The organism is Megalodesulfovibrio gigas DSM 1382 = ATCC 19364, from assembly GCF_000468495.1.
In the GTDB taxonomy this organism is placed as follows: Bacteria; Desulfobacterota; Desulfovibrionia; order Desulfovibrionales; family Desulfovibrionaceae; genus Megalodesulfovibrio; species Megalodesulfovibrio gigas.
Genome location: NC_022444.1, coordinates 641,101 through 667,388, shown reverse-complemented (window position 1 = coordinate 667,388; position 26,288 = coordinate 641,101). Strand labels below are relative to the sequence as shown.

The 26,288-nt window shown below is 65.8% G+C and carries 25 protein-coding genes; 7 read left to right on the top strand and 18 right to left on the bottom strand.

What is annotated here, in order from left to right:
* Positions 1-37 precede the first annotated feature (37 nt).
* A complete protein-coding gene (locus DGI_RS02910; protein WP_027192729.1) occupies positions 38-235 on the bottom strand; it encodes a heavy-metal-associated domain-containing protein in 198 nt (65 codons plus the stop codon).
* A 257-nt stretch (positions 236-492) separates the two neighbouring features.
* On the opposite strand from DGI_RS02910, the gene DGI_RS02905 reads away from it, so the two are divergent.
* The 5 genes from DGI_RS02905 (at position 493) to DGI_RS02885 (ending at position 5,345) form a co-directional block, all read left to right on the top strand.
* On the top strand, positions 493-2,244 hold the full coding sequence (locus tag DGI_RS02905; protein ID WP_021759171.1) for a GspE/PulE family protein: 1,752 nt from the start codon (positions 493-495) through the stop codon (positions 2,242-2,244).
* Between the two features lie 123 nt (positions 2,245-2,367).
* Entirely contained in the window at positions 2,368-3,096 is a 729-nt protein-coding gene (locus DGI_RS02900; protein ID WP_021759169.1) for a metal-dependent hydrolase, read from the top strand.
* 108 nt (positions 3,097-3,204) lie between these two features.
* On the top strand, positions 3,205-3,645 hold the full coding sequence (locus DGI_RS02895) for a thioredoxin family protein (protein WP_021759167.1): 441 nt from the start codon (positions 3,205-3,207) through the stop codon (positions 3,643-3,645).
* A gap of 55 nt (positions 3,646-3,700) precedes the next feature.
* On the top strand, positions 3,701-4,879 hold the full coding sequence (locus DGI_RS02890) for an aminotransferase-like domain-containing protein (RefSeq protein WP_021759166.1): 1,179 nt from the start codon (positions 3,701-3,703) through the stop codon (positions 4,877-4,879).
* A gap of 121 nt (positions 4,880-5,000) precedes the next feature.
* Positions 5,001-5,345, top strand: coding sequence for an EF-hand domain-containing protein (locus DGI_RS02885; RefSeq protein ID WP_021759165.1), 345 nt, complete (start codon positions 5,001-5,003; stop codon positions 5,343-5,345).
* 92 nt (positions 5,346-5,437) lie between these two features.
* On the opposite strand, the gene trpA is transcribed toward DGI_RS02885, so the two are convergent.
* From trpA to DGI_RS02820, 13 genes are all read right to left on the bottom strand, one after another.
* Positions 5,438-6,211 carry a tryptophan synthase subunit alpha gene (trpA, locus tag DGI_RS02880; protein ID WP_021759164.1) on the bottom strand — a complete coding sequence of 258 codons (774 nt, stop codon included), beginning with the start codon at positions 6,209-6,211 and terminating at the stop codon, positions 5,438-5,440.
* Positions 6,208-7,410: a tryptophan synthase subunit beta gene (gene trpB / locus DGI_RS02875; RefSeq protein WP_021759163.1), complete on the bottom strand. Its 1,203-nt coding sequence runs from the start codon at positions 7,408-7,410 to the stop codon at positions 6,208-6,210. Before trpB ends, trpA begins: the two co-directional genes overlap by 4 nt.
* Before the next feature lie 25 nt (positions 7,411-7,435).
* The gene (locus tag DGI_RS02870; protein WP_021759162.1) at positions 7,436-8,107 is read right to left on the bottom strand and encodes a phosphoribosylanthranilate isomerase; all 672 of its coding nucleotides are present in this window, start codon (positions 8,105-8,107) and stop codon (positions 7,436-7,438) included.
* A complete protein-coding gene (locus DGI_RS02865) occupies positions 8,107-8,913 on the bottom strand; it encodes an indole-3-glycerol-phosphate synthase (protein ID WP_021759161.1) in 807 nt (268 codons plus the stop codon). The genes DGI_RS02870 and DGI_RS02865 overlap by 1 nt, the downstream gene beginning before the upstream one ends.
* Positions 8,907-9,941, bottom strand: a complete 1,035-nt coding sequence (gene trpD, locus DGI_RS02860; RefSeq protein ID WP_021759160.1) for an anthranilate phosphoribosyltransferase — start codon at positions 9,939-9,941, stop codon at positions 8,907-8,909. The genes DGI_RS02865 and trpD overlap by 7 nt, the downstream gene beginning before the upstream one ends.
* 5 nt (positions 9,942-9,946) lie before the next feature.
* Positions 9,947-10,525, bottom strand: a complete 579-nt coding sequence (locus DGI_RS02855) for an anthranilate synthase component II (protein ID WP_021759159.1) — start codon at positions 10,523-10,525, stop codon at positions 9,947-9,949.
* Positions 10,506-11,924 (bottom strand): anthranilate synthase component I family protein, encoded by a 1,419-nt coding sequence (locus tag DGI_RS02850; RefSeq protein WP_021759158.1) that lies wholly within the window; start codon positions 11,922-11,924, stop codon positions 10,506-10,508. Before DGI_RS02850 ends, DGI_RS02855 begins: the two co-directional genes overlap by 20 nt.
* A 113-nt stretch (positions 11,925-12,037) precedes the next feature.
* Entirely contained in the window at positions 12,038-12,823 is a 786-nt protein-coding gene (locus DGI_RS02845; protein ID WP_021759157.1) for a prephenate dehydrogenase, read from the bottom strand.
* Complete coding sequence (aroA, locus tag DGI_RS02840) at positions 12,820-14,184, bottom strand: 3-phosphoshikimate 1-carboxyvinyltransferase (RefSeq protein ID WP_021759156.1); 1,365 nt, start codon at positions 14,182-14,184, stop codon at positions 12,820-12,822. Before aroA ends, DGI_RS02845 begins: the two co-directional genes overlap by 4 nt.
* Positions 14,185-14,194: 10 nt before the next feature.
* A complete protein-coding gene (pheA, locus tag DGI_RS02835) occupies positions 14,195-15,346 on the bottom strand; it encodes a prephenate dehydratase (protein WP_021759155.1) in 1,152 nt (383 codons plus the stop codon).
* Position 15,347: 1 nt separating this feature from the next.
* Positions 15,348-16,325: a 3-dehydroquinate synthase II family protein gene (locus tag DGI_RS02830; protein ID WP_021759154.1), complete on the bottom strand. Its 978-nt coding sequence runs from the start codon at positions 16,323-16,325 to the stop codon at positions 15,348-15,350.
* Positions 16,326-16,334: 9 nt separating this feature from the next.
* Positions 16,335-17,138, bottom strand: a complete 804-nt coding sequence (locus DGI_RS02825; RefSeq protein WP_021759153.1) for a 2-amino-3,7-dideoxy-D-threo-hept-6-ulosonate synthase — start codon at positions 17,136-17,138, stop codon at positions 16,335-16,337.
* A 32-nt stretch (positions 17,139-17,170) separates the two neighbouring features.
* The gene (locus tag DGI_RS02820; protein WP_021759152.1) at positions 17,171-17,974 is read right to left on the bottom strand and encodes a 2-amino-3,7-dideoxy-D-threo-hept-6-ulosonate synthase; all 804 of its coding nucleotides are present in this window, start codon (positions 17,972-17,974) and stop codon (positions 17,171-17,173) included.
* 673 nt (positions 17,975-18,647) lie between these two features.
* On the opposite strand from DGI_RS02820, the gene DGI_RS02815 reads away from it, so the two are divergent.
* Both DGI_RS02815 and DGI_RS02810 read left to right on the top strand, forming a co-directional pair.
* Positions 18,648-20,066 (top strand): ammonium transporter, encoded by a 1,419-nt coding sequence (locus DGI_RS02815; protein WP_021759151.1) that lies wholly within the window; start codon positions 18,648-18,650, stop codon positions 20,064-20,066.
* A gap of 36 nt (positions 20,067-20,102) precedes the next feature.
* Complete coding sequence (locus DGI_RS02810; protein WP_021759150.1) at positions 20,103-20,432, top strand: P-II family nitrogen regulator; 330 nt, start codon at positions 20,103-20,105, stop codon at positions 20,430-20,432.
* Positions 20,433-20,553: 121 nt separating this feature from the next.
* Here the strand turns inward: DGI_RS02810 and DGI_RS02805 are convergent, their stop codons facing one another.
* Genes DGI_RS02805 through DGI_RS02790 form a run of 4 tightly spaced genes read right to left on the bottom strand, consistent with a single transcriptional unit; the run spans position 20,554 to position 26,196 of the window.
* On the bottom strand, positions 20,554-21,576 hold the full coding sequence (locus DGI_RS02805; RefSeq protein ID WP_021759149.1) for a DHH family phosphoesterase: 1,023 nt from the start codon (positions 21,574-21,576) through the stop codon (positions 20,554-20,556).
* Positions 21,577-21,608: 32 nt separating this feature from the next.
* The gene (locus tag DGI_RS02800) at positions 21,609-22,166 is read right to left on the bottom strand and encodes a bifunctional adenosylcobinamide kinase/adenosylcobinamide-phosphate guanylyltransferase (protein WP_235619895.1); all 558 of its coding nucleotides are present in this window, start codon (positions 22,164-22,166) and stop codon (positions 21,609-21,611) included.
* Positions 22,163-22,981, bottom strand: a complete 819-nt coding sequence (gene cbiR, locus DGI_RS16800; RefSeq protein ID WP_021759147.1) for a cobamide remodeling phosphodiesterase CbiR — start codon at positions 22,979-22,981, stop codon at positions 22,163-22,165. Before cbiR ends, DGI_RS02800 begins: the two co-directional genes overlap by 4 nt.
* A complete protein-coding gene (locus DGI_RS02790) occupies positions 22,978-26,196 on the bottom strand; it encodes a UvrD-helicase domain-containing protein (RefSeq protein ID WP_021759146.1) in 3,219 nt (1,072 codons plus the stop codon). Before DGI_RS02790 ends, cbiR begins: the two co-directional genes overlap by 4 nt.
* Positions 26,197-26,288 lie beyond the last annotated feature (92 nt).

Sequence of the window (26,288 nt, the reverse complement as noted above, 5' to 3'; positions counted from 1 at the left end):
CCCATCTCGCAATGTCCTTTTTCAAGAGTAAAATGCTCTACGCCACCTCGAAGCCGATCATCTTGATGGCCAGCTTGATCTGCTCGGCGGGCAGGCCCTTGGTGTTCTCGAAGGTGGCCGTGCCTGTTTCCAGATTCACCTGGACCTGCTGCACGCCGTCCAGCTTGGACAGGGTGTCGGTGACGGATTTGACGCAGTGCATGCAGGACATGCCGACCACTTTGATTGTTTCCATGGATGCATCCTCCTTGCCGCAAAATAGTGATGCGTTGGGCGTGATTATACGTACGATGCCATTGCGGGCGGAAAAACGCCAGCCGTTTTTCCGCCGCGTTGCCTGCCGCCATAAGGGGGGCCGGGTGCGCTGGCCTTTCGCGGCGAAGCCGTGTATGTCGGCAGGGATGCGGCACCTGGTGCCATGACCCTTCAATGGATGCAGCGCCCGGGGCAGATGTTCCCGGGAGCGGGCATTGCTTGTAACGAGAAGCGTGCATGACCAACACCTCCGCCACATCCGCGCCTGCCGGCCGATATGCAGGGGGCCGGAAGCGATTGGGCGAGATGCTCATCGAGGCCGGCTTCATCACCGAAGCCGTCCTCAAGGAGCAGCTTGCGGAACAGAAAGCCCGCAAGATGCGCCTTGGGCAGTGCCTGATCTTCAATCGCATCGTCACCGAAGAAGACATCATCGCCGTCGTCTCGAAGCAGTTGCGCATCGAGACCTTGCGCCAGAGCAAGTTCGCCGCCGAGCCGTCCCTGGCGAGCGTGGTCAGCGAAAAGCTGGCGCACAAATGCTCGGCCATTCCGGTGCACCGGGAAGGATCGTTGTTGTGGGTGGGGATGACAGATCCCACGGACTTCAACAGCATCAACGATCTGATGCAGGCCACCAACCATGACATTGAACCGGTCATGTGCACGGAGCAGGAGTTCGAGGAACTCTTCTTCGCCACGTATGGCAGCAAGTACAGCGCCCAGTCGGACATGCTGCTGGATGTGGAAGACATCGCCGTGGAGCAGGAGCGCCGCAGCGATGCGGAAACGGCCACGTTCTCCGTAGACTCGTTGCAGAACATGGCCGAAGAGGCCCCGGTGGTGCGGCTGGTGAACTCCATCCTTGTTCAGGCCCTCAACAGGCGCGCCTCGGACATCCACATCCAGCCGGAGCAAGACAGCATTGGCATCCGTTTCCGGGTGGATGGCAAGCTGGAGAACGTGCCCTCGCCGCCCAAGTCTGTGCTGCTGCCCCTGGTCTCCCGCATCAAGTTGCTGTCGAACATCGATATTTCCGTCTCCCGCATGCCCCAGGACGGCCGCTTCACGTACCGCGCCCAGAACCGCGAGGTGAGCGTGCGCACCGCCACCGCCCCGAGCATCTACGGGGAAAAGGTGGTCATGCGTCTGCTGGACCAGGGCGCGCACTCCCTGACCCTGGAGGACATGGATATCGTGTCCTCGGATCGCCGGAAAATTGACGCTGCCCTGCGCAGGCCCCACGGCATGCTCCTGGCCACCGGCCCCACGGGCAGCGGCAAGTCCACCATGCTCTATGCGCTGCTGAAAAAGATGAACAAGCCGGAGCATTCCATCGTCACCCTGGAAGATCCCGTGGAATACCGCATCAAGGGCATCTGCCAGATGCAGTTGAACACCAGGGCGGGGATGACCTTTGCCTCGGGCCTGCGGTCCATCCTGCGCCAGGACCCGGACACCATCATGGTGGGGGAGATTCGGGACCAGGAAACCGCGGATATCGCCATCAAGGCCGCCCTTACCGGTCACAAGGTCCTGTCCACCCTGCACACCAACGACGCCCCCGGCGCCGTGACCCGCTTTGTGGAAATGGGCATCGAACCGTTTCTGGTGGCCTCCACCGTGGTGCTGGTCATGGCGCAGCGGCTGGTGCGGCGCATCTGCCCGGACTGCGCCGCGGCGTATACCCCCACCCGGGAGGAGCTGGCCCAGCTGGGCGTCCGCTACGACAGCGGCATCCAGTTCTTCCGCGGGGCCGGCTGCTTTGCCTGCAACAGGACGGGGTACCGCGGCCGGCTGGCCGTGTTCGAGATGCTGCCCATGGAGAACACCGTGCGGGATCTGGTGCTGCAGCGGGCGTCCTCCCAGGAAATCCGCGACAAGGCCGTGGCCGGCGGCCTCTTGCGCACCCTTACCCGCGATGCTGCCGAACGCGTGCTGGCCGGACAAACCACCTTCGAGGAGTTCCTGGGCGTGAGCTTTGACACATGACACACGCGCCCGCCGGCTTTTTCAGGGGGATCTCCCCCGCGTTCCCCTTTCTACAGAAAGAGGTTCCCCCAGAGGCTCTTTTCAACCATAGATTCCCATGCACACCACAGCGCGGAGGACCCCATGCGTACCACGCTCACTTGGCACGGCCACTCCAATTTTCAGATTGTCGATCCCGCCATCAACATCTGCATCGACCCGTTCTTCGAGGGCAATCCCAGCGCCGGCAGCACCATTGAGAGCATTGCCGCGCCGGATCTGATCTGCGTCACCCACGATCACGGGGACCATATCGGCCAGACCGTGGAACTGGCCAGGGCCTCGGGCTGCATGGTGGCAGCCGTGGTGGAGACGGCCGGCAAGCTCATGCACCTGGGGGTGCCGCAGGCGCAGATCGTCAACGGCATCGGCTTCAACCTGGGCGGCACGATGGTGGTCAAGGGCGCAGCCATCACCATGGTGCAGGCCTGTCACACCTCGGAATCCGGCGTGCCCGTGGGCTACATCATCACCCTGCCGGACGGCTTTACCCTGTACCACGCCGGCGACACGGCCATCTTTGCCGAAATGGCGCTCTGGGGCCAGCTGTACGCCATCGACGTGGCCTGTCTGCCCATCGGCGGCGTGTTCACCATGGATCCCCGTCAGGCGGCCCATGCCTGCAAGCTGCTGCAGTGCGACCGCGTGGTGCCCATGCATTGGGGCACGTTCCCCGTGCTGGAAAAGAACACCCGCGCCTTTGCCCGGCATCTGGCGGAAATCGCCCCGGACACCGCCCTCATGGAAATGGCTCCCGGCGAAACCGTGGTGCTGGAGAAAAATCCCGACACCTGCGGCTGCCACGACGGCTGATGCATCGGCGGCCATGACGTCAGGATTGCGTCCGCCGCGGGAAAGGAATACATACGAACCGTTGCGCCTTACCCCTGCTGTTTATTGCAGTGCCTGCGAGGTTTGCTCATGTCGTTTCGTCTGTTGATTGCAGCAGGAATGCTGCTGCTGTGCACGGTGCAGCCCGTCTGGTCCCAGACCCTGCCCTGTGCGGTGCGGGGCAAGGTGACGTTGGTGGACTTCACTGCTGTCTGGTGCGGGCCATGTAAGGCGCAGAAGCCCATCGTCCAGGCCCTGGCCAAGGAGCTGGGCAATCGCGCGGCGGTGGTCATCGTGGACATCGACAAGGACACCCGCGCCAGAGCCTACAAGGTCGCCTCCATCCCCACCCTGGTGTTTCATGACGCTGCCGGCGAAGTGCGCTACCGGCATGTCGGGATTATGGGGCGCGAGGCCATTCTGGCAAAACTCATGGAAATCGGGCTGCCCCCGGCTGCGCCGCCCGCCGTACCCGGCGCGCCTGCCGCGCCCACCACGGCATCGCCACGCAACACGCTGACCGTCTATTGATGCCGGAAGGCGTTCACCCCTCATCCTGCTGTTCGCGGCCAAGGACCGCCACCCCGTGCGCTATTCCCCCAGACTCGCCACCGTCAAACGCTCCTATATCCGGGAAATTCTCAAAGCCACGCAGGATCCCGCCATCATCTCCTTTGCCGGCGGGCTGCCCAGCCCGGATCATTTCCCCTCCCAGGCCTTTGCGGAGGCCGCCCATGCCGTACTGACCGAGAACGGCGCCGCCGTGCTGCAGTATTCCATCACCGAGGGCTACCCGCCCTTGCGGGAATATATTGCCCGCCGCTACGCCGACACCCTGGGACTGGACGTTCCCATGGAGCAGATTCTCATCACCACCGGCTCGCAGCAGGGGCTGGACCTCATGGCCAAGGTGTTTCTGGACCCCGGCGACGGCGTGCTCATGGAGCGCCCCGGCTATCTGGGGGCCATCCAGGCCTTTTCCTTGTTCGGCGCAGCCTTCGACACCGTGGACCTGGGGCCCACAGGGGTGGATCTGGCCCAGCTGGAAGCCGGCCTGGCCAAGAAGCCCAAGCTGTTCTATGCCGTGCCCAATTTTCAGAACCCGTCCGGCTGCACCTACGATGAACCCACCCGCCGCGAGGTTGCCCGGCTGCTGGCCGGCAGCGACACCGTGCTGGTGGAGGACAACCCGTACGGCGAGCTGCGGTTTTCCGGCACGCCCCTGCCGCCCCTGCGGGCCTTCGCGCAGGGTGCATGCACCGTGCTGCTGGGATCCTTCTCCAAGATTGCCAGCCCGGGCATGCGCGTGGGCTGGCTGGTGGCCGATCCGGATCTCATGCACAAGCTGGTCACGGCCAAGCAGGCCTCGGACCTGCACACCTCCATCTTCACCCAGCGCGTGCTGCACAGATTTTTGACGGACAACGATCTGGACGCACACATCGCCGTCATCCGCAAGGCCTACGGCGAGCGCTGCCAGTGCATGCTGCAGGCCATCCGGGCCAGCTTCCCCGAGGAAGTGCGCTACACCGAGCCCGAGGGCGGCATGTTCCTCTGGGTGCAGCTGCCGGAAGGGCTCTCATCGGAACGGCTGTTCCAGAAGGCCATTGCGCGCAAGGTGGCCTTTGTGCCCGGACATCCGTTCTACGTGGACGGCACGGCCAATTCCCTGCGGCTCAATTTCTCCAATTCCACGCCGGAGCGCATTGAGGAAGGCATCCACCGCCTGGCCGAATGCCTCAAGGAGTTGCTGGCGACACGCTGACGCTTGCCGGGTCCGTGCGTATCGGTGAGGCCGGTGCGCACGGACTGCTGGAACGATTGCTGCATGTAGCTCGTGCGAGGGCAGTTTTTTCACCCGCACGATACCGCAGCAGGAGTCCGCCATGCGTCGAGTCAGCCACAGCATGCTTGAATATTCCTTGTCCTGCTACATGGGCAAGGAGTCCTCCGGGTCCACCCAGTTTGACAACCTGGCCTCCAAGGTCGCTGCCCAGAAATACCTCAAGGAGCGCGACACCAACAAGGACGGTACGTTGTCGCAGGATGAAGTGACCTTTTCCGAAGAAGCGTTCAGCAAGCTGGATACCGACAAAAGCGGCGTGCTGTCCGTGGACGAACTCAAGGTCGGCCTGTCCGGCTATGAAGGCGAGATCTACAATTATCTGGCCAAGACCGATGCCCGCTGGGCCAAGATCAGCCAGCTTTCGTCCATGCTGAAGAAGGTGTGACCCACACTCCAGTTGCAATCGGCTGCGGGTTGGGCAAGGCATTCAGGGGCGGCGCATCATGCACGATGCGCCGCCCCTTTTATTTCAAGCGGTTACTGCCATCTGGCCATGAAGCCGGCGGCGTCGCCACCGGCTTTGATGTGGCGGATCAGGGCGCTGCCGAAGATGGCTGCGTCCGCCGGCAAATCCTGCAGCTGCTCCGGCCGGCTGATGCCGAAGCCCAGGGCCACGGGCACGGGGAAGATCTCCCGGGCCACGGCCAGTTGGGCCTTGACCGGCTCCGGCAGGGTGTCGCGCTCGCCCGTCACTCCCATGACACTCACCAGATAGGCGAAGCCGCGGGCGTTGTCTGCATAGAGCCGCATGCGCTCGGGGCTGGTGTTCAGGCCGATGAGGGGGATGAGGTCCACGCCGGCCGCGGCCAGGGCGTCCTGGAACGGGCCGCGTTCTTCATAGGGCAGATCAGGGATGATCATCCCGGCCACGCCACCGGCGGCGGCGTCCGCGGCCAGGGCCGCCAGGCCGTATTGCAGGAACGGGTTGGCGTAGCCCATGAGCACCAGGGGGGCCTTGGGAGCCGTGCCGGCGGCGGCGCGGGCCTTGAGCTCCGCCAGGATCCAGGCCAGGGTGACGCCGGCCTCCAGGCATTCCAGGGAGGCGGCCTCCACCACGGGGCCGTCGGCCACGGGATCGGAGAAGGGCACGCCGATTTCGATGACGTCTGCCCCGTGTGCGTCCAGGGCGGCCAGCTCGGTCCAGAAGCGGTCCTTGTCTGGATAGCCGGCGGGGAGGAAGGGAATCAACGCGGGACGACCGGTGGCGGTGGCGGCACGGATGGCCGCTTCGAGTCTGGAGGGGGCGCTCATGCCTGCTTCCTTTGCGTTTCCTGGATTTCCTGGATGATGCCCAAGTCCTTGTCGCCACGACCGGAAAGCGTCACGGCCACGTGGCAGCCCTTTGGCAGGGAGGCGCTGTTTTCCAGCACCCAGGCCAGGGCGTGGGAGCTTTCCAGGGCCGGGATGATGCCCTCGGCGCGGCACAGGGTATGGAAGGCCGCCAGGGCCTGCACATCGTTCACGCATTCGTAGCGGGCGCGGCCGCTGGCCTGCAGCCAGGCATGCTCGGGACCCACGCCGGGATAGTCCAGCCCGGGGGCCACGGAGTGCGAGGGCAGGATCTGCCCGTCCTCGGTCTGCAGTAGCTTGGTGCGGGTGCCGTGGAGCACGCCGTTCGTGCCCTGGGTCAGGGTGGCGGAGTGGTAGCAGCCGGGGTCACCGGTGCCGGCGGCTTCCACGCCCACCAGCTGCACGCCCTCGTCCTCGATGTAGGGATAGAAGGTGCCCATGGCGTTGGAGCCGCCGCCGCAGCAGGCCACGACGTAATCCGGCAGGCGGCCGATCTTGGCGCGGAACTGGGCGCGCATCTCGTCGCCGATGCAGCGTTGGAAATCCCGCACGATGATGGGGAACGGATGCGGCCCCACGACGGAGCCGATGCAGTAGTGCGTGGTGGCCTGTTCGGCAATCCAGTACCGCAGGGCGGCGTTGATGGCGTCCTTGAGGGTCTGGGTGCCGGACTGCACGGGATGCACCGTGGCGCCCAGCAGTTCCATGCGGCGCACGTTGTGGGCCTGACGCACCACGTCCGTGGCGCCCATGAACACCAGGCATTCCAGGCCCAGCATGGCCGCGGCCGTGGCGGTGGCCACGCCGTGCTGCCCGGCGCCGGTTTCGGCCATGAGCACGGTCTTGCCCATGTGCTTGGTCAGCAGGGCCTGCCCCAGGGTGTTGTTGATTTTATGGGCGCCCGTATGGGCGAGATCCTCGCGCTTGAGCCACAGATTGATGCCGAGTTCCTTGGACAGGGTCCTGCACCGATACAGGGACGTGGGCCGGCCGACATAATCGGTCATCAACCCGGCCAGCTCCTCCTTGAAGGCGGGAGAGGCGGCGATGGTGGCGTAGGCCTCCTCAAGCTCGTGCAGGGGCGGCATGAGCAGTTCGGGCACGAACTGGCCGCCGAAGTCGCCGAACCAGCCGGCGCGCAGGGGGGCGGAAGTGGTCATGACAATGCCTTTATCTGATGACGAATCAGGTTGTTTTGTTGGAAGCCGGCGCGCAGAGGGCCTCGCGCGCGGCGGCAAGTTTGGCGGGGTCCTTGATCCCGGGGGCAGCTTCCACCCCGGAATTGAGGTCCACGCCGTCGGGGTTGCAGGCGTCCACGGCCTGCCGCACGTTGTCCGGCGAAAGCCCCCCGGCCAGAAACCAGCTCCGGGGCGATTTGAGCCGGCCCAGGGCCGCCCAGTCCAGGGACTTCCCGTGCCCGCCGCCAGACGCGCCGGCGTCGAACAGGAAGAAGCGGCAGAACGGGGCAAAGCGGGCCAGCTCGGCCTCAAAGTCCGCCAGGTTGGCGTGGCGTTCGGGCCAGAAGGCGCGCATCACCCGCTGCCGGCCCAGGGCCAGGCAACAGGCTTCGTCCTGGTCGCCGTGCAGCTGGGCCAGGTGCAGGCGGGCGTCGTCCATGATGTCCAGGATTTCGCCGGGGGTTTGATTGACGAAGACTCCCACACGCATGCGCTCCCCGGTGCAGATGGCCCTGGCCTTGGCCGGCGTCATCGCCCTGGGGCTGGCGGGGTGGAAGATGAATCCCAGCAGGGACGCGTTGATGGCGATGGCCGCGTCGGCATCTTCCTGACGGGTGATGCCGCAGACCTTGACCAGCACGTCGCCACAAGCACAGGCGCAGGGGGAGCTTTCGTACATCACGGGCGGACCTCCGAGAGCAGTTCATGCAGGGCGGATCCTGGATCCGGCGCGGCCATGAGGGACGAACCGACCAGAACGCCGTCGTACCGAAGTGCTCGCATCTGGGCAAGGTCCCCGGGGCGGGACATGCCGGAGGCGCTGATCCACAACTCGCCCGGCTGCCGGAAGGCCGCCAGACGGGCGGAGGTGTCCATATCCATGCGCAAGGTGTCCAGATCCCGGTTGTTCACCTGGATGATGCGCGGCGTGGCCGCCTGCTCCAGGGTGCCCATGGCGGTTCTGGCGCGGCGCAGATCCGTCTCGTCGAAGATCTCCACCACCGCCTCCACCCCCAGGGACTCGGCCGTGCGCAGCATGCCGGCCAGGGCGTCATCGGTCTCGAACATGCGCACGATGACCAGCGCTGCCGCCGCCGGGGTGGCCGCGGTCTCCACCAGTTGCAGGGGATCGAGCAGGAAGTCCTTGCGCAGAAGCGGCAGGCCGAGGCCGGTGGCGTTGGCCATGCGCTCCAGGAACTGCAGGGAGCCCTGGAAGTGCTGCTCCTCCGTGAGTACGGAGATGGCCGAGGCCCCGCCGCGGGCGTACTGCTCCGCCACGTCCTCGGGGGACAGGGCAAGGTTGATGGGCCCCTTGGACGGCGAGGCCCGTTTGTATTCGGCAATGACGGCCAGGGGCGGCGCAGCCAGCACCGCAGCCAGGGACAATCGCGGGCCGGGCCGGGCCGGTGGCAATGCGCCGGCCGCAGCCAGGGTCCTGAGTCGGGCAATGCCCGGCTCCTGGGCTTGGCGGAAGCGCGCTAGCATCCGAACCGCTCCCGCAGGTACTGGGCGGCCACGCCCGAGGCGATGACGCCGCGGGCCTTGTCCATGCAATCGCCCAGGGTGGATTCCTCGTCGGCCAGGTGCAGGGTGACGCCCAGATTCAGGGCGCACATGTCCTGCATGGCCTTGGGGCCCTTGCCGGCCAGCACCTCGCGCATGCGGGCCACGCCTTCTTCGCGGTTTTTGATGGCCACCTCGGCCGGGGTGTAGGCCGGGAAGTCGAAGTCCTGCGGGTCCAGCTCGGTGTGGGCCAGATCGCCTTCCACCACCCAGGTGACCAGGGCCGGGCCGAAGGTGGTCAGCTCATCCCAGCGTTTGCCCGCCTCCCCGCCGCTGCCGCAGACCACGGCGGCGCGGGCCACGCCGGACAGGGCCAGGGTTTCGGCCATCAGCTCCATGAGCTCGGGCCGGGCCACGCCCACCAGCTGGTGGCTGGGTCGGGCCGGGTTGAGCAGGGGACCCATCAAATTGAACACGGTGCGGATGCCCATCTCCCGGCGCGCCGGCATGACGTGCCTGAAGGCGGGGTGGAAGTTGGGGGCAAAGAGGAATACGAAGCCGCGTTCGTCCAGCTGGGCGGCAGCCAGCTCCGCATCGGCCAGCAACTCCATGCCCATGCCCTCCAGCACGTCGGCCGAGCCGCAGTTGCCGGTCATGGAGCGGTTGCCGTGCTTGGCCACGGGATACCCCAGGGCGGCCATACAGAGAGCCACGGCCGTGGAGCAGTTGAAGGAGCAGCTGTGGTCGCCGCCGGTGCCGCAGGTATCCACCAGCACGGGATAGTCGGCGCGTTTGGCCACCATGTTGGCCTGGGCCAGGGCGGCGTCCACGGCGGCGGCCACTTCTTCCGCCGTCTCGCCCTTGGCCCGCAGGCCCATGAGCAGGGCCCCGGTCTGGGTGGGGGTGAGCTGGCCGGCCATGAGCATGCCGAAGGCGGCATCGGCCTCGTGGCGGGAAAGCGTCGCCCCCCCGGCCAGGGCATCCAGGATTTCTGCAATAGTGATGGACATCTGCACTACTCCGCCAGAAGCTGTTTGGGGAAGTTGGCCAGCAGTTGCGGGCCATCCGGGGTGAGGATGGATTCCGGGTGAAACTGCACCCCGGCCCAGGGACGATCCTTGTATCTGAGGCCCATGACCTCGCCCTCGTCCGTGGTGGCCGTCACTTCCAGCAGCGCCGGCGCTTCCTCGGCCCGCACCAGCAGGGAGTGGTAGCGGCCCACCTCGAAGGGGTTGGGCAGCCCGGCGAAGAGGCCCTTGTCGTTGTGCCGGATGGGCGACGTCTTGCCATGCATGATGCGGTGTCCCACGTTCACCGTGGCCCCGGCGAAGTGCCCGAGGATCTGGTGTCCCAGGCAGACCCCGAGCACGGGCGTGGTCCTGGGCAGACGCTCCAGGAATTGCAGGCACAGCCCGGCGTTTATCGGGTGGCTGGGGCCGGGAGAGATGCAGACCATCTCCACCTCGGGCGAGGTGGCCAGATCCAGCAGCTCGGGACGGTCGTTGCGCACCACCGTGGGCTCCAGGCCGATCTTCTGAAACGCCTGGACGAGATTGTAGGTAAACGAATCGAAATTATCGATGAGCAAGAACATGCTGCACTCCTTCGCCGGCCAGGGCGGCTTGCTGGGCGCGGGCCTTGTTGTGGCACTCCTGCCATTCCTTGTCCGGATCGGAATCGTAGACCAGGCCGGCGCCGGTCTGCCATTGGACGAGGCCGTCGCGTACCCAGAAGGAGCGGATGAGGATGCCTGTATCCATGTCCACACGATCCTTGTCCAGCCCGAACCAGCCGATGGCCCCGGCGTATGGCCCGCGGGCAATGCCTTCCAGCTCGGCGATGATCTCCATGGCCCGCACCTTGGGCGCACCGGAGACGGTGCCGGCCGGGAAGCAGCTGGCCAGCACGTCCAGGCTGTCCTTGCCCTGGGCCAGTTGCGCGGAGACGTAGGAGGTCATGTGCATCACGTGGGAGAAGCGTTCCACTTCCATGCTGCGATCCACCTGCACGCTGCCGGGCGTGGCGATGCGGCCCAGGTCGTTGCGGCCCAGGTCCACCAGCATTACGTGTTCGGCGCGTTCCTTGGGGTCTGCCAGCAGTTCTTCGGCCAGGCGCTTGTCTTCGGCCTCGGTGGCGCCGCGGGGGCGCGTGCCGGCGATGGGGCAGGTGGTCAGGCGGCCGTTGTCGCAGCGCACCAGCATTTCCGGGGAGGAGCCGAACACCGCCACCTTGGGCAGCCGCAGGAAGAACATGTACGGCGAGGGGTTGATCTGCCGCAGCCGCCGGTACAGCACAAAAGGTTCCCCGGAGAAGGAGGCCTGAAAGCGTGTGGAGAGCACCACCTGGATGCATTCGCCCTGGGTGATGAGTTCCTTGGCCCGCAGCACGCCTTTTTTGTAGGCCACTTCCTCGGGCATGTTCATGATGGGGCCGTGGACGGGAATATCCTGACGGCGGTTGACGTACTGGGAATCCAGTTCCACCTTCACGCCTTCCACCACGCTGAGGATGCACAGCTTGCCGAAGAGGTGGTCGAAGAGCGCCACATGCCCGGGCAGCACCAGAGTGGATTCCGCCGCCTCCACAGGGATGAGGGATTCCAGCTTGGGTTCAAACAACCGGGCCGTGGCATACCCGAAGTAGCCGTACAGGCCGCGGCAGATGGGCGGCAGGTCTGCGAACTCGGCGTCAGGCTCGATGCGGATGTGCTGCATCACCGTGCGCAGGCCCTCCAGATAGGGCATGCCTTCGAATTTTTTCAGGCCTTCCAGGCGATTGTCGCGGCAGGCCACTTCCAGCAGGCCGTTTTTGCAGGTAAGGCGCAGCCGGTAGTTCCAGGCGATGACCGAATAGCGGCCCAGGCGGCCGTCCACCTCGGCGCTTTCCAGCAGCAGGCCCTGCTTGGATCCCACCAGGCCCAGGAACAGGCTGATGGGAGTATGAATGTCCGCGGCCGTCCAGGACCCGGTTTGTCTCAATACCACAGGTTCCATTGTCGTGCTCCGTTGATGCGGGTTCAGCGTTCAGATCCCCTGTCTCGTCGGGCTTGATGGACCTTCCGCAGCGGGGCGGAACGTCCGGGCGGCCCTTCAGCCGTAGTCCGTTCTCATGATTCGCTCCGTGCGGATGCGTCCTCCCACCAGCGTTGGGCGTGCTGGATCAGCAGATCCATGTCTCCGCCTGCCGCCACGTGGAGGAAGTTGCGGTATTGCCGCACCAAATCCATGGAATATGGATTGGCGTCGAACAATGTGGAAAAAAGCGTCGCGTCCTGGGTGAGCATTTTGCGGGAGGCATCCAGCCGGCGCTGGAACGACGGCGTGAGGAACGGCCGCAGGGACGCATCTCCCGAAAGCGCCGCCAGATACGCCACGGTGGTGACGAAGTTCAGGTTCTGGATGGCAGCCATGGCCCGGTCGTGCTCCTCGGCCGTGGTCCGGAAGCAGGCAAAGCCCATGGCCTCGAAGAGCGCCGTCACGCGGGCCAGGGCCTCAGCATCCTGCGGCCGGTCGCCCTGCACCAGGGCCACGCGGGCGTCCTCGGGCGGTTCCGGTCCGAAGAGGGGATGCGTGCCCACCACCGGCCCGTTCCAGGCGCGCAGCATGGCCTGCATGGGGCCGAGCTTCACCGAACAGACGTCGGCCAGCGTCGTCTGCGGGTGCAGGTGCGGGAGGATGGCCTCCAGCACGGCATCCATGGCCGTTACCGGCACGGCCAGCAGCACCAGATCCGCCTGCGGCAGGCCTGCGTCCCGGTCGGCCAGGGCCGCCGCCTCCAGGGGCTGGTCGTACACCTGCACGGCCAGCCCCAGAGCTTCGGCCCGCCGGACGAACAAGCCGCCCATCTGCCCGTGGCCGCCCAGGACGGCCAGGTGTCTAAACGGCAGGTTCACGCGGACGCTCCATGCTGGGTGCGGACGATTTTCCAGGCGTCCCAGAAACCGGGGAAGCTCTTGGAAACCACATGGGGCGTATCCAGCCGCACGGCAATGCCCCTGCGCTCGAAGAGGGACAGGCACATGGCCAGGCGGTGATCGTTGTAGGTCAGGCAGTCCACCCCGGTGCGCAGCACGGCTTCCGGCACCGGCTGCGGGAGGATGCGCAGGCCGTCGTCCAGGATCTCCACCTGCGTGCCGATGCGCCGCAGCTCCGTGGCCACGGCGTCCAGGCGGTCGCACTCCTTGATGCGCAGATGGGCCACGTTGCGGATGACCGTGGGCGAGGACGCGAACGCCGCCGCCACGGCCACGGTGGGGACAATGTCCGGGCAGGTGCCCATGTCCAGCTCGGCCCCGTGCAGGGCAGTGGGTTCCATGGTCAGGGTGCGGCCCTCCCAGCGGGGGGATGCGCCCATGGCTTCCAGGCACGTCAGGATGGCGCGGTCGCCCTGGAGGGAATCCCGGCGCAGTCCCTGCACGGTCACGGGACCCATGGACGCCGCGCCAAGCACCCCGGCGGCCAGGAAGTAGGAGGCGTTGGACCAGTCGCCCTCCACCACATAGTCGCAGGACTGATAGGCCCCCGGCGCGACGAGGAAGCGGAACCTGCCGGGGGTGATCTGCGTCAGCGTCTGCCACTCCACCGTGCTCCAGACGTCGTCCTGCAGCTCCTGCACGGTCACGTCCACGCCAAAATCCTGCATGGCCTGCAGGGTCAGGGAGACATACGGCCAGGAGACGGCCTTCTTGCCGCTGACATGGATGCGGCTCGCCTCCCGGGCCATGGGCGCAGCCAGGAGCAGGCCCGAGAGGTACTGGGAGCTTTCTTCCAGGTCGATTTCCACATCCCCGCCGGCCAGGCCCTGCGCCTCGATGATGCAGGGCGGGTTGCCGGGAGTCCCTTCCCATTGGAACACCGTCCCCTGGGATTCCAGCGCCCGGGCCAGGGGCGCGATGGGCCGGTCGTGCATGCGGCCGCGGCCGTGCAGGCGGAACCGGCCCTGCCCGGCGGCGGCGATGGCCGTGACCAGGCGGCAGGTGGTGCCGGATTCGCCCACGTCGAGATCGGCGGGCGTGTCGTCCCCGCCTGTCGGGTGCCCGTCCAGCCCGGTCACGGCGTAGGCGCCGGGACCCTGGCGGGTGATGCGTGCGCCCATGGCCGCCAGCACGGCGGCGGTACGGGCCAGGTCCTCGCTTTCCAGGACATTGCGGATGGTGGAGACGCCCCCGGCCAGGGCGGCGCACAGACAGGCGCGATGCGAAACCGATTTGGACGCCGGGGCTGTGACAACAGCCGGAGTAGGTGATGCAGTCATGACGGGCTCCTCACATCGCTTCCAGGTATGGTCCCTGGGGATAGCTGCCCAGGATGCGCAGGGTGTGGCAGTGTTCGCGCATGGTTTCCAGCGCGCCGCGGTAGCTGGCCTCTTGCAGGTCGGCCTCCACATCCACGAAGAACACGTACTGCCAGCGCTCCCCGCGCAGGGGGCGGGATTCCAGCTTCTTCATGTTGATGCCCAGGCCGGAAAGGACCATGAGCACCCGCACCAGGGACCCGGCCTTGTCCGGCAGGGTGAAGAGCATGGAGGTCTTGTCCCGCGTTTCCTGCCTGACCGGGGACGCGCCGATGATGACGAAGCGCGTCCAGTTGTCTGGCAGGTCCTCGATGGACCGGGCCAGGATCTGCAGTCGGTGCTTCTCGGCCAGGGCGGCATGGCCGATGGCCGCGACCTTTTGGCCGGTTGCGCCCAGTTCCGCCACCAGACGCGCGGCGGCGGCGGTGGATTCCGTGGGGATGTACTTTGCCTTGGGCAGGCGGGCCCGCAGCCAGTCCCCGCACTGGGCCAGGGGCTGGGGATGCGAGTACACGGCCTCCACCTCGGCGATGTCGTCCGTGGTGCCCAGCAGGCAATGGGAGATGCGGCTGGAGAGTTCCGCCTGGATGAAGACCTCGTACCGCAGGAAGAGATCCAGGCTCTGGCCTACGGTGCCCTGCAGGGAATTTTCCAGGGGGATGATGCCCAGCTCGCATTCCCGGCTGTGCACGGCGTGGAACACGGCCTGCAGGTCGTGCATGGGCGTCAGATCCACGCTGTGGCCCAGATACTGCTGCCCGGCAAAGTAGGAGAAGGTGCCTTCCGGACCCAGATACGCCACCTGCTGGGGCCGCTGCAGGCTGCGGGAGGAGGAGAAGATCTCCCGGTAAATGGCCTGCAGGTGCGATTCCGGCAAGGGGCCGTCAAGGGCTTGGTTGGTCTGGACGAGCTTTTCCAGCACGTCCTTTTCGCGGAAGGGTTTGAAGATGAGGTCCTTGGCCCCGGCCTTGACCGCGCCCACCTCCTTGCTGCAGGCGGCGCGCCTGTTCAGCAGGGCCAGCAGTTCCTTGTCCAGCCCGTCGATCTGCTCGCGCAGGGCGCGCATGCGTTCCTCGGCAGTCGAGGTGGGCGCGCATGCTGTGTGTTTGTCCTCGACTGGCATCCTAGTGCTCCTTGATCTGTTCCTGGATGCGCATGCCGAAGTGGCGGCCGGGCGCGTCGGCGTTCACCAACACGTCATCGCCCACCTTGAGGGTCACCACGCTCACGGGCTGACCGCCGGGATGCACCAGACGGATGGTCTCCGCGTTCTGCAGGAAGATGGCTCCCTTCTGCCCTGTGGCCTTGATTTCGGCGTCGATGCGCAGCATGGGCCGCACTTCCACCTTGGCCCGGCCCACGGTGGCCACGGTGGTGGCGCCGTCGTGTCCCACAATGAGCACTTCGCGGCCGGAGGTCACTTCTTCCAGGTAGCAGGTTTTGTCCCCGGGCATGAGGGCATAGGCGTGCACGGCGCCGGCGTTGATGCGGAAGGGCCGGGCGGCCACATAGGGGTTGGACTCGGTTTCAGCATTCACCAGAAAGGTGAAGGCCGAGGAGTTGCCCACCAGCATGCCCTGGCCGGACTTGAAGACGCTCATGGTATCCACACACACGCGATGCCCCAGCCCGGCCGAGGCGATGGCCGTGATGGTGGCCGTGGCCAGCTCGATGCGGCCCTGGGAGAGCTTGATTTCCTGCACGATGGTCTTGAGCTCCGGCGCAGCCTCGGGGTTCACCACCAGAAAGTCCACGCCGCGTTCCAGAATGCCGGCAGCCAGACGTGCCTGATCCAGATTGTCCACCTCCACGCCCAGGCCGGTGCTCTGGGCCAGGATGTTTTCCACGGGGATGATCTCCCAGCCCTTGGTCAGGATCACCTTGTCCCCGGCCATCAGACAGGTGACGGCCTGTTCCTCGTCCGCCTTGGCCGTGAGACAGATGGCCGTGAAATCCGCAGGGGTGAGCGCTTCCACGCGGCTCAGCGCCTTGACGTCCTCCACGTGCTCGGGATCCACAATCACGCCATCCACGCCGGATTCCAGCGCCAGGGTGACCAGGGACTTCTCGTACGGCAGTGCCTTGAAGTACACGGTTTTCATGAACAGTCCTTATTGGGGTCTGGGGATCATGGCCAGGGCTTCATCCACGGTGGCGTCATCATGCACCACGGCATGCAGGGCAGACACCAGTTCCCGGATGGCGCGATGCTGGAAGATGTTGCGGCCCACGGAAAGCCCCGCGCCGCCCGCCTGCACGCTGTCGTACGCCATCTGGATGAAGGCGCGCTCGGAGTCCAGCTTGGGACCGCCGGCAATGACCACAGGAATGCAGCAGCCTTCCACCACCTTGACGAAGGAGTCGGGGTCGCCGGTGTAAGGCACCTTGACGATATCCGCGCCCAGCTCCATGCCCACCCGGGCGCAGTGGGCCACTATGTGGGGATCGAAGGAATTTTTGATTTTGGGGCCGCGGCCGTAGACCATGGCCAGGAAGGGCACGCCCCAGTCTGCGGCTTTTTCCGCAGCCTCGCCGGCTTCCTTGAGCATGTGGCGCTCCAGCTCGTCGCCCAGGTTGATGTGCACGGACACGGCGTCCGCCCCGTGCTTGAGGGCTTCTTCCACGCTGGTCACCAGGGTCTTGGCGTTGGGGGTGGGGGAGAGATCCGTGGAGGCAGACAAATGGATGATGAGCCCGATATCCTGCCCGCGGGTGCGATGCCCGCACCGCACCAGGCCTTTGTGCATGAGCACGGCGCTGGCGCCGCCCTCGGCAATCTGGTTCACGGTCTCCTTCATGTCGATGAGCCCTTCCACAGGCCCGATGGAGATGCCGTGATCCACGGGGACGATGATGGTGCGGTTGGTGTTCCTGTTGACGAAGCGTTCAAGCCGGACGGATTTGCCGATGCGCATGGTCGTGTCCTCGCAATGTGCAAAATTGGTAATCAGCCCTCGGCTCCCACGAGCTCAAGCGCCTGGTCCACGTCCCAGTCTTCATGGACGATGCCGTGCAGGGCCTGGCACAGGCGCACGGGATCGGCATGCTGGAAGATGTTTCTGCCCACGGAAAGGCCTGCGCCGCCGGCCTGCACGCTGTCGTGCACCATCTGGAGCAGATCCCGGGTGGACTCCATCTTCTCCCCACCGGCAATGACCACCGGCACGCAGCAGGCTTCCACCACCTTGTTGAAGGAGGCGACGTCGCCCGTGTACACCACCTTGATGATGTCTGCGCCAAGCTCCTGGGCCACGCGGGCGCAATGGGCCACCACGTCGGCATCATAGGGGTTTTTGATGCCCTTGCCACGGGCGTACATCATGGCCAGCACGGGCATGCCCCAGCCGGCGGCGTCCGAGCAGATGCGGCCCAGGTCTTCGAGCATCTTGGGTTCGGATTCGTCACCCAGATTCACATGCACAGACACGGCGTCCGCGCCCAGGCGGATGGCGTCCTCCACCGTGCCCACCAGGGTCTTGGCGTTGGGAAAGGGACACAGGGAGGTGGAGGCGGAAAGATGGACGATGAGGCCGATGTCGCGCCCGTAGCCGCGGTGGGTGCAGCGGGGCAGACCCTTGTGCATGAGCACGGCGTTGGCACCGCCGTCTGCCACTTTATTGACCGTACCCTTGAAGTCCACAAGCCCGTAAATGGGGCCCACGGAAACGCCGTGGTCCAGGGGCACCACAATGGTACGGCCGGTGTTCCGGTTGAAGATACGTTCCAGACGGACGCTTTTTCCGAGCAACATGGATCGCCTCCTGCAGCGTTTGGGTCGCTGGTGCAGACGCATGGTGCGCCTGCTGCGTTCGCCAGGGCCAAAAAAAACGGGCCGCTGGCGTGTCGCCCGCGGCCCGTGTGGTGGTGGTGCGCTGGTTATCTGGTTAAGGCTGCACCCCCCCTGCCGGACCCCGGGCCCTGGTAAACCAGAAATAAAACCAAAAGTACTGAGGGGTCTGACAGGTGTGCATGTGGGGCGAATATCCCAGGGCAGGGCGCAATGTCAAGCGGGAGCCGCAGTGGGTCGGGAAAAAATCCCGGGATGGCGTGTCACGTAGCCTTGATTGTCAATTGCGGTGTGCTGCTGCTCGCGCCGGCCGGTGGTGTTTGACATTTTTGTGTATCTGGAGCAAGACGTCCAGCGTGGATGGATGTTCATATTTGTCAGGTGCGGCGCAAAAAAGTTTTCCAAATTGTTAAATTTGGACCAGTCGCACAGGGGGAATGGCAGCGGCATTTTTCTTACTTACTGAAATTGCGTGGTTTTTTAGTTTGGCGAAGTTTTTGCTTTAGCAGGGCTGGAAATCAGGTTTTCACTGGCTGCGTTGCAAATGAATCACCCTGCTGCCCCGGGCCGCATGCGATGTCCACCCCGGTTCGCTTCAACAGGGAATGATTCAACCCATTTTAAAGGAGGCACGATCATGAGTTTCTGGACTTCATTCCGCATGCGGCGGCCCGGGATGCTCCGGGCAGGCTTGCTGGGCGCAACCGCCCTGGTGGCACTGTTGCCGGCCCTGGCTCTGGCGCAGGACGCTCCCGCAGAAGAGGCCCCGGCCATGCTGCTGCAGAAGCACGGGGACATCATCTGGACGCTGATTGCGGCCATGCTGGTCATGTTCATGCAGGCAGGGTTTGCCCTGGTGGAAACGGGCTTCACCCGCGCCAAGAACGCCAACAACATCATCCTGAAGAACGTCATGGACTTCGCCCTGGGCGCGCCGCTGTTCTTCTTCATCGGGTTTGCCCTGATGTTCGGCACCAACGCGGGCGGCGGCTTCATGGGCCTTTCCGGCTTTGCCTTGTCCGGGGTGGACGGCTCTGCGCTGGAGGGGCAGTGGACTCTGACGTTCTGGTTCTTCCAGTGCGTGTTCTGCGCCACGGCGGCCACCATTGTTTCCGGGGCCATCGCCGAGCGCACGAATTTCAAGGCGTATTTGATGATGACCATGTTTGTCTCCGCCATCATCTACCCCATTTCCGGCCACTGGGCCTGGGGTAGCTTCTGGCTGGGCGAGGAATCCATGGGCTGGCTGCAGGCGCTGGAAGTGCCCTTTGTGGACTTCGCCGGTTCGTCCGTGGTGCACTCCTGCGGCGGCTGGATTGCCCTGGCCGGGGCCATGCTGCTTGGGCCCCGCATCGGCAAATACACCAAGGACGGTCAGGCCCGCGCCATTCCCGGCCACAACATCCCGCTGGCTGCCCTGGGCGTGTTCATTCTGTGGTTCGGCTGGTTCGGCTTCAACCCCGGCTCCACCACCGCGGCCAACGGCACCGTGGGCTACATTGCCATGAATACCAACCTGGCCGCCTGCCTTGGTGTGGTGGGCTCCCTCATCACGGCATGGCTGCGTTTCGGCAAGCCAGATCCGTCCATGACCCTCAACGGCGCCTTGGCAGGCCTGGTGGCCATCACCGCCGGCTGCAACGACGTGGCTCCCATTGGTGCCTGCCTCATCGGCTTCATGGCTGGCATTCTTGTGGTGCTCTCCGTGGAATTCATCGACAAGGTGCTCAAGATTGACGATCCCGTGGGCGCGGTCTCCGTGCATGGCGTGTGCGGCTTCTTCGGCACGGTGATGGTGGGCTTCTTTGCGGCTCCCGGCTTTGGCGGCGACGTGGAAGGCTTGCTGTACGGCGGCGGCACCGGCCTGCTGCTGTCGCAGTTGCTGGGCGCATGCTCCATTGCAGTGTGGGCTTTCGGCGGCGGCTTTGTGGTCTTCAAGCTGGCGGACCTTATCTTCGGCATCCGCGTCAGCCCTGAGGAAGAACTCAAGGGCCTGGACATCACCGAACACGGCAGCGAAGCGTACAGCGGCTTCCAGATCTTCACCGTGGAATAACGATCCAGCGATCAGCCAGATCAGGAGGACGCGCACATGAAACTCGTCATCGCATACGTTCGGCCCGAGAGCCTCACTGCCGTCAAGCAGGCGCTCTTTTCCAAGAACATCTACTCCATGTCCGTCACCAACATCCTTGGTGCGGGTCGGCAGAGGGGCTTCACCGAAATGTACCGCGGCGTGCAGATCGAAGTGAACCTGCTCAAAAAGGTGCGCATCGAACTCGGCGTGGCCGATGAGAAGGTGGATGCAGTCATCGAGGCCATCACCTTGGCGGCACGCACGGGCAAGGAAGGCGACGGCATCATCTTCGTCCAGGATCTCGGCCGCGCCATCCGCGTCCGCACTGGCGAAGAAGGGTTGTAGGTCGTCCACAACGCAGGCCTGCAGACCATCCTGCACCAGCACAGACACGCCAGTCCTTCCGGGGGCTGGCGTGTTGCATTTGGCGATGTTTACAAGTTTGTAAAAGGCGGCACGGTGTTCATCAGCCAGTCACGGCCGGCGCAGTGGTGCGCTGACCGTGGCTGCGCTTGCGGCACAGCCGGCTCCAGACGAAGTGCTCCGGATCCTCGTCGCCGATGGCGGCCAATGGAATTTCAGCCCGGGCCATGGTGGCGTGCCCGCCGGCCGAGCCCACATCGCCGAAGGTGTCGGCGGCCAGCTGGCCCAGGTTGCGCACGCCGCGGCTCTGCCCGTCGCCCCGGAAGATGCAGACGATGCGCTGATCGAACAGCCCGGCCACGGTGGTCCAGGAAATTTCCTGCACACCCATGAAGAAATCCGCCAGGATCACCAGCACGTCGGGATTCTCCACCGGGCCCATGAACACGTGCAGGCCGTTTTTGTCGAAGCGGATCTGCTCAATGGCCCGGGAGAAGTAGTGCAGCCAGTCCAGGCGGAATTCGCTGCGGGCCACCTTGCGCAGCAGGCCCTGGTCCGCCAGGGGGGTGAGCATGCGGAAGGCGCGCACGTCCACGTCTGCGAAGGCCCGGCCGAAGCTGTTGGTGTCGGCCTTGATGGCGTATTGCAAGGCTGTGGCCAGCCGCTTGCCAGGCTTGATGCGCAGGGCGTGCAGGTATTCCACGAGGATGGTGGCGTTGGCGCCGTACTCGGTCTTTATTTCCACAAAATCCGCGCGCACGGGCTTTTCCGGCACCAGGGGGTGATGATCGATGACGATGGAAAAGCGCACGCCCTCGAAGAGGGGGTGGTGGTGAGGCTGGGAGTCCACCAGGGCGAATTTGTTGTACTCCCTGGCCTTTTCGGGGTCGTAAAACTCGGTGGGGATGCGCAGATAGCGGATCATGGACAGGTTGTCCGGCCGGCGGACCTCATTCACATGCATGATGCCCACGGCCTTGACCTTGCGCTGCATGATGCGCTGCAGGGCCAGGGCCGAGGCCAGGGCGTCGGGGTCGGCATTGATGAGGATCAGCCAGCGGTCCTCGCGCTGGAAGAGTTTTTCCAGCTGGGCACATTGGGCGGTCAAGGTGCGGAAGTAGCCCATGGAATCACCCCCCTTCAGGTCTGCCTGCGCAGTCAGCGTTGTTTGAGGAACAACGGCAATCCGGCCGCCACCAGCACCACTTCCTCGCAGCATCGGGCCAGGGCCTGATTGCAGGCGCCCAGGCTGCGCACGAACCGCCGGGTGACGGCGTCCGCGGCGATGGGGCCAAGGCCTGTTTCGCAGGAAACCAGGGTCACGGCCAGGTAGTCCTGCAGCGTGTCCAGGGTATCGGCCAATCGCAGGATCGCGGTTGCGATTCTGTCTGCGATTCTGTCCGGATCCGGGGTGTCCTGGGACTGAGCCGCGGCGAAGAGCCAGAAATCCACGCTGTCCACCAGCACGGCGGCCATGCCGGCCTCGGCGGCGCGTTCCAGGGCCAGGGGCAGGGCCTGGGGCGCGGCGGCCACTTCCTCCACAAAGAGCGACGGCGCGCGCTCCTGGCGGTGCCGCTCAATCTGCTGGCGGAAGGCCAGGTCCCGGGCCTTGCCGGTGACAAGCAGCCGATGCGGTCCGGAATCATCCAGAAACCGGGCCATGGCCCAGGCCGACTTGCCGCTTTTTTCTCCGCCCAACACCAACCTGTGCATCATCCCGCCTTGCGTGCTTCGGCTGCCTGCAGCCAGCGGATGGACGACACCACGCCGTCCCAGTCGAACACCTCCACCATGCGCCGTGCCTGCGGCGCGCCGTCAAGCAGCGCCCTGGCCAGGCGGGTTCCTGCCGGGTCCAGCCGGCCCAGCCGATCCAGCCGATCCAGCTGATCCAGCCGATCCAGCCGATCCAGCTGATCCAGCCGATCCAGGGGCAGATGCCGGTGCCCGCGTCCCCGTTGTTCCGGGCAGCTCAGGTGCAGCATCCGGCACCGGGCCAGGGCCGCGGCGTCCGGCTGTTCGCCGGTCAGCAGCAGATGCCCCAGGTCCAGGCACAGACCCATGCCCAGTTCGTACGCCAGGGAGACGACGGATTCAAGCCGCACGGCGGGGATATTTTCCAGCAGCAGGGCCGCCGTTGGCCAGCCGGCAGCGCTCCAGGCGGCGACAAGGTCGCGCAGTCGTGCCGGCTCCTCGAAGGGATGCACCACGCAGGCCCAGGGCCGCAGGGGGCGGGCGCGATCCATGAGCTGCAGGCAGACGCCGGTGGGATCGGGCTGGTGATCCAGGTCCAGGGGGAGATGCAGGTGGTAGCCGAGGGGCAGGGCGGCCAGTTCCTCCCAGACGGCGGCGGGATACTCCAGGCAGGCGGCGGACTCGAACAGGCACAGCCCGACCTCGGTCACGCCCCAGGCGCGCGGGGCGTCGTCCCTGGCCAGGAAGCGGCAGTTCTCCAGCATGTCCCCGGGCAGGACCCACGACGGGACCGCAACGGAACTGGCCGGGGCGGCGATGGGTTCGGGGGCGTGCATCATCCCAGTAACGACAACGTCGTTTCCTTGTGCCGGACCTTCTCCAGCAGCGCGGAACGCCGGCAGGCCGGGTGCGAGGTGGCCGCACTCAGGAACCGCGAGGGCGGCAGCCGCAGTTCCCGGCCATACAGGCGACGTCGGCCGGCACGGGACAGGAACAGCGCATCCCGGGCCCGGGTGCAGGCGACGTAGAACAGGCGACGCTCTTCTTCCAGATCCGGCCCCTGTCGTCCCTGTCGCGCCTGTCGCAGATTGCCCGGCGGCAGCGCCCCCGAGAGCAGCCCGGGCCCGGCAAAGGGCACGAGCCCGTCTTCCAGGGCCGGCAGGAACACGGCGCGAAATTCCAGGCCCTTGGCAGCATGCATGGTCATGATGCGGACGGCCTCGCTGCGGGCGCGGACCTGCTCGGCCTCGGTCTGCAGGGCCAGCCAGTTGCAGACGGCCTGCCAGGACCCCTGGGCTGCGAACACCGCCGCAAGTTCCCGGAATTGCGGAGAGGTCCAGTAGGCGGCGTCAAAGGGGGCTGTGGCGGCCAAGGTTTTGGGCAGGGCCGCCGGGCCGCGGGTGAGAAGTGTTTCGGGGATCAGCGAGGGCGTGTGTGTCGAATCGTCACCCTCGATGTCCTCATTTTCCAGGCCGAGCATGGCCCGCACCGACCGCAGGATGCACGCCGTGCGGGATTCCTCCCAGAATCGTTCCGCCTCGGCCGCATCCACGGGCAGGCCGGCCTCGGCCAGGGCAGCGCGCAGGGGGGCCGCCAGGGTGGAGAGGCGCACCAGCACGGCCATGTCGCCCGGGGCCAGACTGCCGGCCAGACCCGTGCCGGCCAGGGAGCCGCCCGCAGCGTCCTGCAAGGTGTGGCTGGTGGCGCCCAGCAACTGGCGCATCTGCTGGGCCATCCACTGGACTTCGGCCGCGGCGGTGGGGGCTTCGAACAGGCGGATGCAGGCATCGCCCTGCCGCACCGGGCGGATGATCGGCCGCATGAGGAAGTCTTCCGGCGGGAACACGGCCATGGCCACCTCCAGGATGGCCGGCAGGGCGCGGTAGTTTTCTTCCAGCAAGAGGGTCTGCAACAAAGGCCAGTGGTGGGTGAGGGTTTCCTGCACCTCGGGGGCTGCGCCGCGGAAGCCGTAGATGCTTTGATCCGGATCGCCGATGAGAAACAGCCCGTCGCCCTCGGCGGGCATGAGCCGGGCCAGGCAGTGGAGTTGCAGGGGGGTGAGATCCTGCACCTCGTCCACCAACACGTGGGTCCAGGGCCGCTGCCAGAGGCCATGCTCCATGGACTGCAGCCAGAATTCCAGCAGATCGGTGTAGTCCGCCAGATTCAGGTGTTTCTTGCGATGGTCGTATTGCAGGAGGATGTCTTCCCACTGGTCCAGGCGTTCCAGGCGTTCGCGGGCCAGCTGGCAGGCGTTGTACAGGGGGTCGGCTTCCCTGGCAGGCAGGCTGGGCCGCGCGGCCTGGGCGGATTCGCGGAACAGGCGGCGGGCGGCGGGTTCGTCCATGATGGTGGGCGGATTCCCGGCGTGGCTTGTGCTCCAGGCATCGTAGGCCAGGGCATGGAGGGTGTCCGTCCGGGGCAGGGCCTGGCTGTCCCCCAGGGTGTTCAGGAGGCGTTCTTCAATCTCTGCCGCCGCCTTGCGGGTGAACGTCACCAGCAGCAGATGCCGGGCGGGGCGTCCGGCTTCCAGCAGGGCCAGACAGCGGGCCAGCAGGGTGCGGGTCTTGCCCGCGCCAGGACCGGCCACCACCAGCACCGGACCGGGACCAGCCTGGACGGCCGCCTGCTGGGAGGGATTGAGGCCGGCCGGGGAAGCAGGCGGCGGGATGACTGCCGCTTCGCCGGGGTCCGGGTCGGCCGGGTCTACCGGATCGGTACGACTGGCGCTGGCGTCCCGCTTCCGCCGGGGAGCGGGCGAGAGCCGGCCGCCCTGCTTGCGTGCGGCGCGTTCTTCTTCGGAAAACACGCGGATGACGCCGAATTCCCCGTCATAGCCGGCCTGACGGATGACCTGCCCGCGCCGCATGCGGTCCAGGGCCTCGGCCAACACGGTGTTGACCCGGCGCACGTCTTCCAGGGGGGCGTCGCGCAGCACGTGCAGTTCCGGTCCCAGCCGCTGCAGGGTGGTGGCGTAGAGCTGTTTGACCTTTTTGGTGGAGGGGCCGGCGCCCAGCACGTCGGCGATGCATTCCGACAGCGGGAACAGGGAGGTGAACCCCGGCTGGAAGGCCGGCTGCGCCGGTGCCTGACGGTCGGCGAGTTCCATCACCCGGTGCAGCACGCCCACGGTGAGGGGTTTGCCGCAGATGGGGCAGCGGTCCTCGGGAAAGGTCTGCACCGTGGGATCGAACTTCACGCCGCAGGCGCGGTGCCCGTCCAGGTGGTACTTGCCTTCCTCGGGAAAGAACTCCACCGTGCCCAGAAAGGTGTGGGAGAGGGATTCGCGCTGCAGGGCCTGGAAGATGCCGGCATAGTCCGGCTCGCCCTGGAAGAGATTGCATTCCCGGGCCAGCTTTTCGCCGGAGTGGGCGTCCGAATTGGAGATGAGGGCGTAGCGGTCCAGGGCGGAGATGCGCCAGTTCATTTCCGGATCAGAGGACAGGCCCGTTTCCAGGGCGAAGATGTGGGGGGCGAGATCCCCGAAGCATTCCTCCACCGAATCAAAGCCGGATTTGGATCCGAAGAGGGAGAACCACGGCGTCCAGATATGCGCCGGCACCAGAAAGGCCTGGGGGTGCAGCTCCAGGACGATTTCCAGCAGGTTGCGCGAGTCCAGCCCCAGGATGGGCCGGCCGTCCGAGGCCAGATTGCCGATGGCGGCCAGCTTGCGGTTCAGAGCGCGGGCGGTCTCGAAGTCCGGCACGAACACCAGATTGTGCACCTTGCGCACCTTGCCGCCGCGTTTGTAGATGGAGCTGATTTCCGCCTGCAGCATGAACAGGGTGCGGCCGGGCAGGGGCGCGCCGTCCAGCTCGGGGAGTTCCCGGGCCAGTCCGCGATCATCCTTCAGGCGGTACAGGCCGCTGTCCTGGTGCGGGGTGAGGGTGGCTTCCAGCTCGTCCAGCCAGACGGGATGCGTGAAGTCCCCGGTGCCCAGCACGTCCACGCCTTTGGCCCGGGCCCAGGCGGCCAGCAGCCGGGGGGTGAGGGCCTTGCTGGTGGCCCTGGAAAAACGGGAATGGATGTGCAAGTCGGCAATGAACGTCTGCATGCGTCTATCCCTGGGCTTGCCTGTGTGAACAAAACCGGGCCGGGCGACAACGCCTGGAGGCCCCGGGCTTTTACCATGATTCCATGCCGACC